The organism is Vibrio atypicus, assembly GCF_009811315.1.
In the GTDB taxonomy this organism is placed as follows: domain Bacteria; phylum Pseudomonadota; class Gammaproteobacteria; order Enterobacterales; family Vibrionaceae; genus Vibrio; species Vibrio atypicus.
This window is the reverse complement of sequence record NZ_BLID01000001.1, coordinates 619,047-632,721: the sequence shown is the minus strand read 5'-3', so window position 1 is coordinate 632,721 and position 13,675 is coordinate 619,047. Positions and strand designations below refer to the sequence as shown.

The following is a 13,675-nucleotide window of genomic DNA, read 5'->3' as shown; positions in this document are numbered from 1 at the left end:
CGATTTACGCCACCGTCATCGATTAGTTTCGGCCTGCAATCACACCGCCGTCAACATCCCAGATAGCTCCAGTTACCCAACTTGCTTGATCTGAAAGCAAGAAGCAAATGCTGCTCGCAACATCGGATGCGGTTCCAACACGCCCGATTGGATGGAAGTCGTTAAAGCCATCGAGTGCTTGATCCACCTCTTTAGGGTCAATAAAGGCTTCATAGATAGGCGTTTTAACTACGGCCGGAGAGACAGCATTAACACGGATATTGTTGTCAGCTAACTCCATTGCTAAATGTTGCGTCATGGCATGTAAGCCTGCTTTCGCCATCGAATAGGCTGATGACGGTGTCGCTTTGATGGCTTGTTTTGCCCACATGGAACCAATATTAACAATGCTACCAAATTGGTTGGCTATCATGTTTTTCGCGATGGCTTGGGTGACTTTAAAAATCGCTTTGTTGATTTCATGATAGCGGTCGTAATCTTGCTCTGTGTGCTCAATAAAGGCTTTCGGATTGAAATACCCAGCAGCATTGACCAGGTAGCTGATGGGTTGAGCCATTGAATCAATTTTGCTGATTAGGTGCGAGACAGAATCAGAATCATACAAATCAGCTTGATACGTATCGACCGAGCCAAACTGCGCAAGCTGAGTGCGTGCTTTTTCCAACTTCTCTTGGTTATTACCGACAATGATGACAGGGACTTTGTTTTCTAATAGTTGTTTAGCGGTTTCAAACCCCATGCCACTTGAACCACCAATGATGAGTGCAGTACCTTGATTGTTGTATTTCATTTTCTTGCTCCTGACTGATTGGGACGTGCTAATATTAGGAACAATCTAAATACCTGAATAGTAAGTACAAATCGGTAGGGTAGGTACTTTTTGGTACATCTTTATGAATAACAACGAAAAACTTTTTTCTCGCAAAGCCGCACCACAAAGCAGTGCTCGTATGGTCGAGGCCATTTATGGATGCAAATGGTCATTGACGGTATATCAGTTGCTTTCTTCTGGAGTCAATCGTCCGGGAGAAATGGTTCGTAATGTCGAAGGGCTGTCGACCAAGGTGCTAAACCAATGTTTGAAGCGCAATGTCGAATTTGGAATCTTAGATAAAGTGGTTTTTAACGAACTGCCGCCAAGAGTGGAGTATCAAGTCACTGAATTTGGTGAGAAGTTTTTAGCGATTCTTGAGCAATTGGAAGCGTTGCAAGAAGAGATTGATGGAAAAGCATGAGCGTGCTGACGGCACACTCATGCAAAGAGTCAGTTTATCCAGCGATTAGAGCAAGGTTGCGCAGTGACTGGTAACTAGCGGTTTGGATCTCTCTTGGCTTACAAACCGACAGCAAGTCATCAATAAAGTGAGAGAGCGCACGAGCTTCGACTTTACGCACCCCACGTTGCTGTGATTCATCCAGATAGCCATACACTGACGCCGCACCAAAATCGCCGAAAATCATTTCACCTTGATCATTGATCAGTACATTGTGCGCGTAAAGATCACCATGGCAGACCTTATTGGAGTGCAGGTGGTTAAACACATCCATCATCTGATCGACGATCTTTTCTATTTGTTTTACAGAAAGCGTAAAGTCGGGTTTGAACACATCGCGGGTACAAGTCTCTAACGTTGGTGGTAAGCCAAGGTTAAAGTAATCATTTGGGATCAACTCCATCACTAACGCAAGTGTATCGTCTTCACTTACTTGACCAATCGACTTAACTAAGTTTGTATGGTGCCCCGTCTGTAGGCAAGCTTGCAGTTCATCACAAGGGTAGCCATCACTGGTGACTTCGCCTTTGAAGACCTTAACCGCAACTTCTTCTGGAAATCCATCATCACTATTGAGCCAGTTGGCATGCGAGATAACACCGGATGCACCTTGACCTAGCACCTGATTAAGCTGATAGCTAGTCGAAGAGACGCTTGGTACGCTTTCGACATGGTTTAAACGCTCGCAGAACGGGTTGCCAGCAAATGCCATCCAAGCCAGTTTAGGCAGTTCTAGCAATACATCTGGAAATAACTCGAGTTGGTTAGCAGACAAACGCACCAGCTCTAGATTGATAAGTTTTGAAAAGCTTTTTGGCAGTGCTTTTAGTTTGTTGCCCGCTAAGGCTAGTTTTTGTAGGCGAGGGCGGTGTCCAAGCGCTTCAGGTAGCTGTTCAACTTGGTTGTCGGTTAGGATTAACCAGCGAAGTGGCTGCGGCAGTGCATCACCAGAGACTCGAACAATCTGGTTACTCTTAAAACCGACCATCTCAAGTTTTTCACAGCGGCCTAAAACCAAGGGTAGATGCGTAAAACGGTTATTGGAAGCAAATACAATCTTAAGCTTAGGCAGCTCTGTCAGCCATTCTGGCAAATCAGTAAGCAAGTTATCTGAAAGATCTAAGATCTCTAATGAATCAGCCAAGGTTAAAATTTCACGAGGTAATTCTGTTAGTTGCTCAGCCAGTTTAAGTCGCTGAATACCCTGTAACTCACCGTTTTTAAGTTGTTCTACTGTGTGCAAACCGTCTGCCTATTTTGCTCTATGAATGATTAAAGAGCGCGTATTCTACGCAGATAGAATCGTAAAAGCGAGCCAAGGGAGACATGGCTCAACTCTGACATTAAGCCATTAGAGTGTGAGCCTTAATCGATTAATGTTTTTTCAGTTGCAGCCCACTTAATACGGTGAGCAACAAAAAGAATGCAGGATCGCTCCAACCAAAGCCGACGAAAATCCCTGTCACACCAGCATAACCTGTGATGATGACACCAAGTAAGTTGGTGATGACTAAGGCTTTCATCAGTTGTTTCATCGTCGCCTGGTGGTCAATGTTACGCAGTAATAGAGTGACCGCCGCAACACCACCTAAGAAGATGCTCGTGTGCTGTGATAAGAACAGCGCATATTGATCGTTGATTTCAACGCCATACATTGGCCACATTAAAGTCGGGACAAAGAACAACGCCAAGGCAAAGATCGTGTAGATAACGCCATGAAGAGTGAGAAACGTTTTGTTGTTCATATTTATGCTCCTCTCACTTTTAACGGTGCTTGGTTGATAGTAGAAAGTGGTTGGTTGATATCAAAAATGATGCCTCTTACTTCTGATACGCCCATTTGTTTTAGCCTTGCTGAGTGCATGTCTAGATAGTCTTGGGCTGTTTGCTCTGTTTCAAAGAGATAGATGCCACCACCCAGCTTTTCTTTTTCATTCTCTGTCCATATTTTCCAGATCAATCCTGGCTCTTGGTTAATTGATTCGGCTAAGCCCACCAGTGCTTGAGACATTGCTTCTCCCATTGGGCCGTGATAATCGAAGTCGACTTGAAGTAATTTCATCATTCTTTCCTGCTTAATAAGAGAGCGACCATCGTTCTCTTGGCTGATGGGTCTATTCTTATCTATATAAATTGAACAGAAAAGTTCATAATATTGCGCATATTTGTCTAAAAAATTGACAGGTTTTCTATGAGGCTAAAAAGCACGTTAGAGCAGTGGGTGACGCTGCAGGAAATAGAGAAAGCGGGCAGCATTCAAGCGGCAGCCAGTTCGCTAAATAAAAGCCATACAACGCTGATTTACTCAATTAAGAAGCTCGAAGACCAGCTCAGTGTAAAGCTGGTGGAAGTCAAAGGAAGGCGCGCGGCATTAACCCAACAAGGGAAAGCGTTACTTAGGCGAGCAACAGGTATGCTTGAGCAAGCTAGGGCATTAGAAGAGTTGAGCCAGCAGATCTCGGCGGGGCTTGAATCCGAAATTACTGTTGCTATGGACCATCTCTGCGATCCTTCGTTACTTTATGGCGTGATGGCAGATTATTTGACAGAAAACAGTGCTACATCGATTCAAGTGATTGAAACGTCGTTGTCGAAAACGACGGAAATGGTCACTAGTGAGCAGGCAGATATAGCAATCATCACTTTGCCAGTGACTAACTACCCGGCTGAAGCGTTTTCTATCACTCGCATGTTGCCAGTGATCGCAAGCCACCATCCACTGGCGAGCCAAGAATCGGTCTGTATGTCTGATTTTTCTACCCTTTGCCAAGTCGTGGTTCGTGATTTAGGAGCCAAAGAAAGCAGCCAAAATGTTGGTTGGCTAAAGGGCAATCAGCGCATTACTGTCGATAATTTTGATCATGCATTTCGGGCGATCGAACAGGGTGTGGGTTTTTGTCGCTTGCCAGAACACATAATTCTGAAACGAAACCATGGTCAGCTTAAAGTGCTCAAAGTTGAGCAAAGTGAGCAGTACCAAGTACCGCTGCACATTACTTTGCCAAAGGGAGTTAAAACTGGTCCGGCAGCAAAGTGTTTTTATCAACGGTTGTTAGCGATAAGAGATTAGAAAGCGTTAAGTTTTTCACCGCACTTATATGGTTTAGTAATGGTTGTTTACCGGCATTTTACGTTGTACCCGCGCAATCTGTGATACAAGACTCGAACCGCTAAGATCGCGAATTTATGCTCTAATCATAGTGTCATTGATGTGCGATATTGGCGTCAGTTTGGTATGAGTGATAACAGAAAATGAAAACAGAAAAACAAAAAATGCTAGCTGGCGAACCTTACGATGCATGGGATTCTCAGTTATATAGCGAGCGAATTGAGTGTCGAAAGGTGCTGAAAACACTCAATAACAGCATCCCCGATACTCAAGAATGGCGCAGTGCGATTGATTCTCTAATCCCAGATTCGAATGGTGCGTATTTGGAGCCGCCATTTCGCTGTGATTACGGCTCGAATATCAAGCTAGGTAAAAACTTCTATGCCAACTTCAATTGCGTGGTGCTTGATGTCGCGGAAGTGCACATCGGAGACAACGTACTCTTCGCACCGAACGTGCAGATCTACACGGCTGGTCACCCACTCGATGTGAAAGGTCGCGTCGAAGAGGGGGTTGAGTTTGGTACGCCAATAACGATTGGTGATAATGTCTGGCTTGGTGGTGGCGTGATTGTTTGTCCTGGTATCACCATTGGTGAAAACAGCGTCATTGGTGCGGGAAGTGTCGTGACCAAAGATATTCCTGCTAACGTGGTTGCGGCTGGAAACCCTTGTCGAGTGATTAAACCAATTGAGCAAGCTTAGTTTTAAAAACGTATAGCTTCCTATACGAAGCTATACGTTTACTATGGCGTTGCAGGTTAAAAAGAGCGTGCAACGACGCCTGACGCGGTGAGTTAAATCGGGTGCACCTCAAATGTGTTACCCATATCCGCAACCTGATAACCCAGTTCAGTAATTTGATCGCGCAGCCGGTCCGCTTCTTCAAACTTCTTTTTCTGTTTCATCTCTAATCTTTGCTGTGCCAACAATAAAACATCTCGTGGAATGTCTACCTCCTCAAGGTGGTCGATTTTTAGGCCAAAAATTTGGTCAAAAAACTGAGCTGTCGCCTTTTTATCTGCGGGAGAAAAGTCACTGTCTAATAACTCCCACAGCAAGGCAATTGCCTTTGGCATGTTCAGATCTTGATTGATATGGCGGATAAAGCGCGTTTTATATTCCTCTATTATTTGGCCACTATCGGCTAGGGCGCAGACTTTATTTCTCAAGCGCTTGAGTGCCGTTTGCGCGCTTTCTAGGCTCTGCCAAGTAAAGCTCAAATGGCTACGGTAATGGCTAGTCAGGGTAAGGTAGCGGTAAGCGAGCGGCTCATACCCACGTTCGATTAATGCATCCAAGCGAAGTGACGTACCTGATTTGGAAATCTTCTCTTTGTTAAGCTGCAAAAAGTAACCATGCAACCAATAGTTGGCTTGGACATGTCCGTTCTTAGCTTGGCATTGAGCAATTTCATTAGTGTGATGGATAGGAATATGATCTTCGCCGCCAACGTGAATATCGAACTGCTCACCAAGGTATTTCTCTGCCATAGCTGAGCACTCAATGTGCCATCCGGGAAAGCCAACGCCCCAAGGACTTGGCCATTCCATCTGGCGCGCCTGCTCGCCGGACAGTTTCCAAAGGGCAAAGTCCGTAGGGGATTTTTTCTCTGCCATATTAACTCGTATCCCTGCCTCTAAACCGGTTTTATCGAGCTTGGCCAATTGACCATAATCCGCCAGTTTATTGGTATCAAAATAGACACCGTCACTGGTTTGGTAAGTAAAACCTTTCTGTTCAAGCTGCAAAATGAAGTCGATTTGTTCTTGTATATGCTGAGTCGCTCGGCAAATGGTGGTTGGAGTGTGGATATTGAGCTGCGCTAAGTCTGCTAAGAAAGCGTCTTCAAAATAGAGTGCAATCTCCCATGCAGATTTGTTTTGTTTCCTAGACCCTTTCTCCATCTTATCTTCACCACTATCAGCGTCTGAAGTGAGGTGGCCGACATCGGTAATGTTCATGACGTGGTTAACTTGATAGCCATTGAGCGTCAAAGTTCGTCTTAGAATATCGACAAATAGATAAGTACGTAAATTGCCAGCATGTGCATAGTCATAGACCGTTGGGCCACAAGCATAAAGCCCGACCTGATTGGGCTCGATTGAAGTGAAAGGCCTAAGTTGACGCGTCATTGTGTCAAATAATGAGAGTTCAGCATTAATCATTTAGTGTTCCTTCAAATGCAAAAAGGCCGCGGATGAAAACATCAGCGGCCTATCAATGGGATAATAAATTTTGCTAATTAATAGCTACACGAAAGCCGCCGTAGATCGAAACGATCGCAGCAGCAACAAATTGATGGAGTGTAACTAGCAATATAAGTCATGATTTTTACCCTAAAGAACATAAGGAAAAAATGCAACCTTTGCTTAACAAATGTTGAGTTTACAGTGTAAAAAGGGGGGCTAAAAACGATGGCTATTACTCCAGCTTCGAAGTGCTGTTATCTCTTTTTGAAAGATGGGGAATGCTTTCTATTCTTTGCCTGTCAGCCTAAAAAGAATTATACATAGTCATACATTATTTAAAGTGCGGAAATGATTATGACGGCAAAAGAAGTCCTTCAAGTTCGAAACATCCGTTATTTTTTAATGTTTCGCAGTAGTTATTTCGCTCGATTTTATTATCCAGTCTTCACCTTACTTTACTTAGACTACGGCCTAACGCTTTCCCAGTTTGCCATGCTGAATGTGGTTTGGGCGGCAACGATTGTGCTTGCGGAAGTACCTTCGGGAGCTTTTGCTGACACGCTGGGGCGAAAAAAGCTGGTGGTCTTGTCCTCGATAGTCATGTTCATCGAAATTGCGATGATCGCTTTTGTCCCTACGGGTAATCCTACTTTTGTCTTTATGGTGTTTTTAGTCAATCGAGTCTTGAGTGGCTTAGCGATGGCTTTAGCAAGTGGCGCAGATGAAGCTTTAGCTTACGACACATTAAAAGAACAGGGTAAAGAAGAGATGTGGCCGCGGGTGTTGCAGATTCAGCTTCGTATTGCTTCCAGTGTCGGCATTTTTGTCACCCTTGTTGGTGCGGCGATGTATGACGTTAACTTTATGGCTCAGGTTTATCACCTGTTGGGATTTGTTGAGCCGGAAAGTACCCAAGATATTATGCGCATTCCCGTCTATGCAACGCTTTTGGTTGCCTTGCTCGCTATTTATGCCGCCGTGAATATGAGAGAGGAGAAGAAAGCCTTACCGAGCGATAGCAGTAAATGGTCTACCACAGTGGCAAGCATGAAGTTGACACTCAATACAGGTAAATGGGTGCTTTCCACGCCATACGTGCTGTTTATCTTGCTTTATTACAGTCTGTTTGAGCATACATCACGCATGTTTTTAACTATGAACAGCCAGTACTATCGAGCCATTGATATCCCGATCATCTATTTCGGTTTTATCGGGGCTGGGATCAGCTTGCTACAGATTGTATTAGCGGGACAAAGTCGTCGATTAGCCGAGAGCATGGCTCCTAAAACATTTATTGCGGTTATGGGGCTTGCGACCATGGCAACTTACTATTGGATTAGCCTCGGATGGTCTATTTATGGAGTGATTCCTGCGCTTATCTTAATTTTTATCATTATGACGATGAACATTTTCATCAGTTATCACCTTAACAAACAGACGGAATCCCATAACAGAGCAACGGTACTGAGCTTTAAGGGGCTCATGTTTAATCTAGGCTACGGGGGGATTGGTATCTTGTATGCATATTACTACAAACTCGTTTCTCAGAACTACACGGAAGCGCAGATCGAGCAACACATCGACTTCATCGCTTCGCTTTCTTCGTTCTTCTACTATTTTACGTTTTTGTTTGTTGCGATAAGCGTGTTCTTTTATGTAAAGGATCGCGAAAAGGCGATTTTCTAAAGGGCTTTTCGCGATCATGCTAGCGGCTGTTTTTGTTCAGCCATTTTAAACCTTCTCGCTTTGCTAGCTCTTGGATACCTTGCGCCTCAATAAATGCTACAACAGCACCAGCGTGTGTTTTTGAATACTCTCTTAAGGCCCAACCAATCGCTTTCTGGATAAAAAACTCGTTATCAGATTGATTTTCTTTGATGATCTTAAAGAGTAACTTTTCGTCGGTTTGCTGTTTAAATTTGAGTTGGTAAAGAATCGTTGTACGTCTTAACCATATGTTGTCTGAGTGACGCCAGCGTCGTATGTACGTTTGAGTTTCTTCAGGATGATTGATAAAGAGATTCGCAGCAATGTGTGTGGCGAGCATATCGACTGTGTCCCACCAAGATTTGGTTGTGATAAGCCACTCCAGTTCGGCGAGAAAAGTTGCAGGTAGCTCCTTTTTGAGCTTTATCAGTAAATCTATGGCGACCAGTTGAAACTCACGCTCTGGTTGCGCCCAAAGCTCTTTTACAACGGCGGGTAATTCTTCAAGAGACGGCAGAGCTTGCTTAGAGAAATAGGGCTTTAAGGCCTCTCTCCTTGGCACTGATTGAATACCATAGAATTGGTATTGGTTGCGCATATAGGCTTTCATTTGTTGCGCGTTATCGTGATTGGCCAAAGGGATAAGCGCCGTTTTTACCGATGTAATCCATGGGTGCATACAAGAGGGCCTCTAGTTAAATGAGCCTAATCCTAAAATAACTAGGAAACCATTTGGGACAGCTTAACTTATCGTCAGTGGTAGACGATAAGTAAGGTTGAGTATAGAGAGTGCTTGCTCTGCTGTTCCTGTTACCCACTGTACTACATTGTCTGCCGTAACCAGTAGTGGCATTCGGTGATGATAGGCAGCACATTGTGGATTGGGCTTAGTGGTCAACGTGACGACACGAGAACGGTTTTCTAGGGCAATCCCCGCCATATATAAAGCCTCTTTTTGAGGCTCTTCAAATAGATATTTTACTTTTAGGTTTTGTTCGGTTCGCCATTCATACCAGCCACTGCAAGGGACGATAATCCTATTGAATTGAAAGGCCTTAGCAAAGGTTGGTTTTTGAGAGACAGTTTCTGCTTGAGCATTAATGATAAGTTTTTTGGCCCAATCTGGTTTGATCCCCCAAGCTAAGTCGCATTGCTGTAGCTGCCCGTGGTGATTGCCAATGCAAGCAATGTGCTCTGTCGGTCGTAAGTCGTTATTGCTTGTTGTATTGAAGTCGAGGCCAAGCTGTTCACAGACAATATTGCACAGCGGGTCATCGATAACATTTAATCTGCCACACATTATTTTTGCCCAGTTGAAATGGTTGTTTGAGTATAGCAATTGTGGCTATTTACCAATTGGCAGATGTAAAAAAGCCGCGAATAATACGCGGCTGTCTAGGGTCTGTTGCTCTTTCGCGGTTAAATTTTAGCCGAACCTATTTTCTAATTTTTACATTCGATAGGTGCTGGTCGGTTTTGTCTGATGGCGAGTATCACCTGCGGCAGCAGTGACATGATGATCATTCCCGCCATTAAGCTGTACTGGAATGAGGTAAAGGATTCACCAAGTAATACCAAACCAGCCAAAATACCTGCGATAGGGTTAGCAATGCCTCCGAAGGTAAAATCCACAACGGTCATACGTTGAAGTAGCCAAACATACATACCGTAACCAAGCGCAGTATTTAAACCCACCACCCATAGTAAGCCAGACAGATTTGTCATCGAGAAGTGTTCGATGATAGCGGCGTACTTCACCGGTTCTAGTATGGCCTGTACACCAGCGGCTACCGACAAGATCACGCCGCCAAGTATCAGCTGCCAAGTCAGTACTGTCCACCAATGCATGCGGTTGCCAAGTGATTTAGTGATTGAGCTGCCAACGACAATACACATGATCGCGGCAAGCATCGCCCCAAGTCCGATTGGGTTTAAGCTGATTGAGCTTGGATCAAACAACATCCACGCAAGCATGATCAAGGCAGAACCACTTATGACTTGAATAATTCCAGGTCTATGTTTGTTGATTAACCAATTATAAAGCATGGCAAACACAGGGACAGAGATCATGCCTACGCCAGAAATGGCTGAAGGTAGCGTCAAGGCCATCACGAAGATCAAGCCAAAGAATGTCGCGATATTAATCAATCCTAGGCTAAACAAGATTTGCCAATCGCCTTTTTTCGGCAAGCTCGGCTTAAACGCCAACAAAAGCAGCCCGGCCGGGAGCGCTCGAATAGCCCCCAGTAGTAGGGGAGGCCAGTCTGCAAGTGTGTACTGGGTAACGGCATACGTGGTACCCCAAAAGAACGCCGGAATCATGGCTAATAATATATTCATAATAACTATCTTTACGTTAAGATACTTTTGTGATGAATGTACGCGCAAAATCGCTGTTTGTAAAGTATCTCTATGTTAAGATATTTTAAACACCATTTTGTTACTGGAGACAAACATTCATGGACGCTATTGATAGAGTAGTTGAGCAGTGGGCTAAGGAAAAGCCAGAGTTAGATACCGAGCCGATGGCGATCATGGGCCGTTTAATGCGTATTGCTAAATATATGGAAACGGAAGTTGCTCAGTTACACAAGCGTTATGACTTAAAGTTAGGGGAGTTCGACGTACTAGCGACATTGCGTCGCAGTGGCGAACCATTCCGCCTAACTCCGTCAGAGCTGATTAACTCGATGATGTTGACCTCAGGAGCGATGACGAATCGACTTGATAAGCTGGAATCTAAAGGGCTAATAAGCCGAGAGCACAGTAAAGAAGATCGCCGCAGCGTAACGGTTGAACTGACACAAGATGGCTTTGGTTTAATCGACCAAATCATTGAAGAGCATGCAGCAGTGCAAGCGAAATTAGTGAAAGGTATGAATGCGAATCAGAAAAAGCAGATCAACACAATTTTGAAAGGCTGGTTGACGCAATACGAGTAAGTTTATCGCATCTCTTATTGATACAAAAACGCCCGATAATTTTATGATTGTCGGGCGTTTTTTTCTGCTTAAATGTTTGTTCTAGGAAGGAAGCTCATCACTATAAAGCTGTGCGAAATCTATGCCTCCAAGCGCGCAGTTTTCATCGACATCAGATTGGTCGCCACTCACGCCAACTGCACCAAGGATATTTTGTTCAGCGTCTCGGATGAGAAGGCCGCCAGGAACAGGGACCATGTTCCCATGAGCGAGAACATTGACCGCGGAGATAAATGCAGGGCGGCTATCTGCATCTTGAGCTAGCTTTCTAGACGAACAGCCAAGAGCCAGTGCACCCCAAGCTTTGGCAATTGCGATGTCTGGTCGCATCATGCTCGAGCCATCTTGACGTTGCAGTGAGATGAGTTTACCCCCACTGTCGAGTACGGCGACCGTGAGTGGAGCACTTTGACTCTTTGTCCCTGCTTGAAATGTACCGTCAGTAACGGATAGTGCTTGTTCTAGAGTTAAACTTCCCATGTTATCTCCTGTTGATCGTAAACCAACCTGATCTCTTTAAGGATGAGCCAGAGTGGTGTTACTCAGTCTGATTTAAAAGCTGATAGCTTGGTAAGGTCAGGAAGCTGGCGAACTCTTTTGCTGTTGATAGCTTGAAGAAAAGGTCAGCAGTTTGTTCAAAGCGACCTTCAGCATACCGAGTGTCACCGACTTCCTGTTTTACGGTGTCTAGCTCTTGGTAGAGCCAGCTGTGAAATAGTTCTTTGGTGAAAACCTGTCCGTCATCTAGGGCGACACTGTGATGGATCCATTGCCAAATGTTGGCGCGGGAGATCTCGGCGGTTGCGGCATCTTCCATCAATCCATATATAGGTACACAGCCTTGGCCTTGTATCCAAGCCTCAATGTAATAGAGCGCAATGCGTATATTTTTACGGACTCCGGCTTCATCTCGGCTGCCTTCACAAGGCTTGAGGAGCAATGAACCATCGATGGTGTGTGTTGGGCTAACGAAGTCGAGTTGGTTTATTTTACCTTTGAGGTTTTTATCGAAGATGGACATTGCAAGGTCAACTAAAGCGGGGTGGGCGACCCAAGTACCATCATGGCCGTTAAGCGATTCTCGCTCTTTGTCTTCGATTACTTTGTTTGTTACACGTTCCATTTCTGCAGGGTCTTTAACCGGAATAAAGGCCGACATACCGCCCATCGCGAGAGCACCACGCTGATGGCAAGTCCTTACTAACAGTTGGCTATAAGCGTTGAGAAACTCTTTGTCCATGCCTACAACATGACGATCGGGCAGAATACGGTCTGCATGATTCTTAAGCGTTTTGATGTAGCTAAAAATGTAATCCCAGCGGCCACAGTTCATTGCGACGATATGATCTTTCATGGCATACAGCATTTCGTCCATTTGGAAAACGGCTGGCAGGGTTTCGATCAGCACCGTAGCTCGAATCGTTCCTCGTTGAACACCAAAGTAGTCTTCAGTAAATGAGAAAACATCAGCCCACCACTGGGACTCTTCCATGCTTTCAAGCTTAGGTATGTAGTAATAAACGCCCAGACCTTGTTCGGCTCGGGTTAAGTAGTTGTGATAGAAGTAGAGTGCAAAGTCCATCAAGCAACCCGGGATAGGCTGCCCTTTATATTGAATAGATTGCTCCGGTAGGTGCAGGCCTCTCGGACGGGCAATCAGTAACGCTGGGTTCTCACACAGCTGATAGTCTTTATTTTTATTTTCGTCGTGATAACTGATGGTACGTGCATTCGCATCACGAAGGTTCACTTGTCCTTGGATCATGTTTTCCCATGTTGGCGAAGAGGCATCTTCAAAACAGCACATGAATACCTTTGCACCAGAATTAAGTGCGTTGATCACCATTTTTCGATCAATCGGTCCGGTGATCTCGACGCGGCGATCCAATAGCTCTGGTGGAGGGGGCGCGACTTTCCAACTTTTATTCTCTCGGATTGATTGGGTGTCGTTGCGAAAGTTTGGTAGCGCACCTGCGTCATAGCGTTGTTGTTGTTCTTCGCGGGCTTGTAATAGTGCATCTCGTCGAGGGGTAAATTTCTTTACTAGTTTATTTAGGAAAGAAAGTGCCTCGCTTGAAAGGATCGCAGGGTATTCCGGGCTGTCCATATTACCGATTACGTGCAGGCAAGCTGTCTCTTCTTTTTCTGCTACATCGTTCAGACTCATTGTTCGTCTCCTTTAAACAATATCGAATGATTTTGTGTACAAAATAAAACTGTCACGAATACTTATATTTTAATTTATGTAAACAATCAAAGGGTATTTAACAATTATTTTTCATTTGAAGGTTTTTGAAATTATTTTCATGTAAAGATAGTTTATATAAAGTAATGATTCCTAGGCTTTTCGGGGTTAGTAGTCGCTTGGAGTTATTGCTCTATGTTGGAAAAATGTTGCATTTGGGGGTTGCCA

Annotated in this window: 15 protein-coding genes; 5 read left to right on the top strand and 10 right to left on the bottom strand. The window is 44.5% G+C overall.

The window, feature by feature from the left end; translation table 11 throughout:
* Nucleotides 1-22: 22 nt before the first annotated feature.
* A complete protein-coding gene (locus GVO60_RS02840; RefSeq protein ID WP_159651077.1) occupies nucleotides 23-790 on the bottom strand; it encodes an SDR family NAD(P)-dependent oxidoreductase in 768 nt (255 codons plus the stop codon).
* A 103-nt stretch (nucleotides 791-893) separates the two neighbouring features.
* Between GVO60_RS02840 and GVO60_RS02835 the strand changes: the two genes are divergently transcribed.
* The gene (locus GVO60_RS02835) at nucleotides 894-1,235 is read left to right on the top strand and encodes a winged helix-turn-helix transcriptional regulator (RefSeq protein WP_159651076.1); all 342 of its coding nucleotides are present in this window, start codon (nucleotides 894-896) and stop codon (nucleotides 1,233-1,235) included.
* A gap of 34 nt (nucleotides 1,236-1,269) precedes the next feature.
* Here the strand turns inward: GVO60_RS02835 and GVO60_RS02830 are convergent, their stop codons facing one another.
* From GVO60_RS02830 to GVO60_RS02820, 3 genes are all read right to left on the bottom strand, one after another.
* A complete protein-coding gene (locus GVO60_RS02830) occupies nucleotides 1,270-2,517 on the bottom strand; it encodes a leucine-rich repeat-containing protein kinase family protein (protein WP_159651075.1) in 1,248 nt (415 codons plus the stop codon).
* A gap of 130 nt (nucleotides 2,518-2,647) precedes the next feature.
* Nucleotides 2,648-3,019, bottom strand: coding sequence for a hypothetical protein (locus GVO60_RS02825; RefSeq protein ID WP_159651074.1), 372 nt, complete (start codon nucleotides 3,017-3,019; stop codon nucleotides 2,648-2,650).
* 2 nt (nucleotides 3,020-3,021) lie between these two features.
* Nucleotides 3,022-3,336 carry a monooxygenase gene (locus tag GVO60_RS02820; RefSeq protein WP_159651427.1) on the bottom strand — a complete coding sequence of 105 codons (315 nt, stop codon included), beginning with the start codon at nucleotides 3,334-3,336 and terminating at the stop codon, nucleotides 3,022-3,024.
* 129 nt (nucleotides 3,337-3,465) lie between these two features.
* On the opposite strand from GVO60_RS02820, the gene GVO60_RS02815 reads away from it, so the two are divergent.
* Nucleotides 3,466-4,344 carry a LysR family transcriptional regulator gene (locus GVO60_RS02815; protein WP_159651073.1) on the top strand — a complete coding sequence of 293 codons (879 nt, stop codon included), beginning with the start codon at nucleotides 3,466-3,468 and terminating at the stop codon, nucleotides 4,342-4,344.
* Between the two features lie 182 nt (nucleotides 4,345-4,526).
* Nucleotides 4,527-5,087: a sugar O-acetyltransferase gene (locus GVO60_RS02810; protein ID WP_159651072.1), complete on the top strand. Its 561-nt coding sequence runs from the start codon at nucleotides 4,527-4,529 to the stop codon at nucleotides 5,085-5,087.
* 92 nt (nucleotides 5,088-5,179) lie between these two features.
* Here the strand turns inward: GVO60_RS02810 and cysS are convergent, their stop codons facing one another.
* Nucleotides 5,180-6,550, bottom strand: coding sequence for a cysteine--tRNA ligase (gene cysS / locus GVO60_RS02805; RefSeq protein ID WP_159651071.1), 1,371 nt, complete (start codon nucleotides 6,548-6,550; stop codon nucleotides 5,180-5,182).
* Between the two features lie 378 nt (nucleotides 6,551-6,928).
* On the opposite strand from cysS, the gene GVO60_RS02800 reads away from it, so the two are divergent.
* On the top strand, nucleotides 6,929-8,260 hold the full coding sequence (locus GVO60_RS02800; protein WP_159651426.1) for an MFS transporter: 1,332 nt from the start codon (nucleotides 6,929-6,931) through the stop codon (nucleotides 8,258-8,260).
* Between the two features lie 19 nt (nucleotides 8,261-8,279).
* Here the strand turns inward: GVO60_RS02800 and GVO60_RS02795 are convergent, their stop codons facing one another.
* The 3 genes from GVO60_RS02795 to GVO60_RS02785 form a co-directional block, all read right to left on the bottom strand.
* Nucleotides 8,280-8,960, bottom strand: a complete 681-nt coding sequence (locus tag GVO60_RS02795; RefSeq protein WP_159651070.1) for a DNA alkylation repair protein — start codon at nucleotides 8,958-8,960, stop codon at nucleotides 8,280-8,282.
* A gap of 63 nt (nucleotides 8,961-9,023) precedes the next feature.
* On the bottom strand, nucleotides 9,024-9,581 hold the full coding sequence (locus GVO60_RS02790; RefSeq protein WP_159651069.1) for an SOS response-associated peptidase: 558 nt from the start codon (nucleotides 9,579-9,581) through the stop codon (nucleotides 9,024-9,026).
* Between the two features lie 143 nt (nucleotides 9,582-9,724).
* On the bottom strand, nucleotides 9,725-10,621 hold the full coding sequence (locus GVO60_RS02785) for a DMT family transporter (protein WP_159651068.1): 897 nt from the start codon (nucleotides 10,619-10,621) through the stop codon (nucleotides 9,725-9,727).
* A gap of 119 nt (nucleotides 10,622-10,740) precedes the next feature.
* Here GVO60_RS02785 and GVO60_RS02780 point away from each other — a divergent pair, with 119 nt between their 5' ends.
* Entirely contained in the window at nucleotides 10,741-11,223 is a 483-nt protein-coding gene (locus GVO60_RS02780) for a MarR family winged helix-turn-helix transcriptional regulator (protein ID WP_159651067.1), read from the top strand.
* An 81-nt stretch (nucleotides 11,224-11,304) separates the two neighbouring features.
* Here GVO60_RS02780 and GVO60_RS02775 read toward each other — a convergent pair whose 3' ends face one another.
* Together GVO60_RS02775 and aceB are read right to left on the bottom strand one after the other, a co-directional pair.
* Nucleotides 11,305-11,742 carry a GlcG/HbpS family heme-binding protein gene (locus GVO60_RS02775; RefSeq protein ID WP_159651066.1) on the bottom strand — a complete coding sequence of 146 codons (438 nt, stop codon included), beginning with the start codon at nucleotides 11,740-11,742 and terminating at the stop codon, nucleotides 11,305-11,307.
* 58 nt (nucleotides 11,743-11,800) lie between these two features.
* Nucleotides 11,801-13,429, bottom strand: coding sequence for a malate synthase A (gene aceB / locus GVO60_RS02770; RefSeq protein ID WP_159651065.1), 1,629 nt, complete (start codon nucleotides 13,427-13,429; stop codon nucleotides 11,801-11,803).
* Nucleotides 13,430-13,675 lie beyond the last annotated feature (246 nt).